This is a genomic window from Mesorhizobium sp. M1E.F.Ca.ET.063.01.1.1, from assembly GCF_003998155.1.
Taxonomy (GTDB): Bacteria; Pseudomonadota; Alphaproteobacteria; order Rhizobiales; family Rhizobiaceae; genus Mesorhizobium.
This window is the reverse complement of sequence record NZ_RZSC01001222.1, coordinates 1-1,090: the sequence shown is the minus strand read 5'-3', so window position 1 is coordinate 1,090 and position 1,090 is coordinate 1. Positions and strand designations below refer to the sequence as shown.

The 1,090-nt window shown below is 67.6% G+C and carries 1 protein-coding gene; it reads right to left on the bottom strand.

What is annotated here, in order from left to right; all coding sequences use genetic code 11:
- On the bottom strand, positions 1-1,090 hold a 1,090-nt coding region (hemA, locus tag EOA29_RS37425), incomplete at both ends, for a 5-aminolevulinate synthase (RefSeq protein WP_127222458.1).

The following is a 1,090-nucleotide window of genomic DNA, read 5'->3' as shown; positions in this document are numbered from 1 at the left end:
CGTCCTGCAATTCGGCGATCAGCGCGTCGGAATGGAAGGGTGTCGGCGTGATGCGCAGCCGCTCGGTGCCGCGCGGCACCGTCGGATAGTTGATCGGCTGGATGTAGATGCCGTGGACGCCGAGCAGGCGGTCGCTGGCCATCTTGCACAGCTCCGGATCGCCGACCAGCACCGGCACGATGTGGGTGGCCGATTCCATCACCGGCAGCCCGGCCGCGGCGAGCACCTGCTTGGTCCTGGCTGCCTGGCGCTGCTGCGCGTCGCGCTCGGCCTGCGAGCGCTTCAGATGCCGGATCGAGGTGGTGGCCGCCGCCGCGATCGCCGGCGGCAGCGCGGTGGTGAAGATGAAGCCCGGCGCATAGGAGCGCACGGCGTCGATGACGGCGCTGGCGCCGGCGATGTAGCCGCCCAGCGTGCCGAAGGCCTTGGCCAAGGTGCCCTCGATGATGTCGATGCGGTCGGCCAGCCCCTCGCGCTCGGTGATGCCGCCGCCGCGCGCCCCGTACATGCCCACCGCATGCACCTCGTCGATATAGGTCATGGCGTTGTAGCGCTCGGCGAGCTCGACGATCTGCTTGATCGGCGCGATGTCGCCGTCCATCGAATAGACGCTTTCGAACACGATCAGCTTGGCGCGCTCGCGGCCCGCCGCCTGCAGCAGGCTTTCCAGATGCGCGACGTCGTTGTGGCGGAAGATCTTCTTCTCGGCGCCCGAGCGCCGCACGCCCTCGATCATCGAGGCATGGTTCAACTCGTCCGAGATGATCAGGCAATTGGGCAGGAGCCTGGCGATCGTCGAGATCGAGGCCTCGTTGGAGACGAAGCCGGAGGTGAAGACCAGCGCCGCTTCCTTGTCGTGCAGGTCGGCCAGCTCATGCTCGAGCTCGACCAGCGGGTTGGACGTGCCGGAGATGTTGCGGGTGCCGCCGGCGCCCGAGCCCATCTTGCCGGCCGCGGTCTGGAAAGCGGTAATCACATCGCCGTTCTGGCCCATGCCGAGATAGTCGTTGGAGCACCAGACGGTGATTTCCTGGGCGCGGCCGTTCGAGCGCCAGATGGCGCGCGGGAACTTGCCCACGATGCGTTCGAG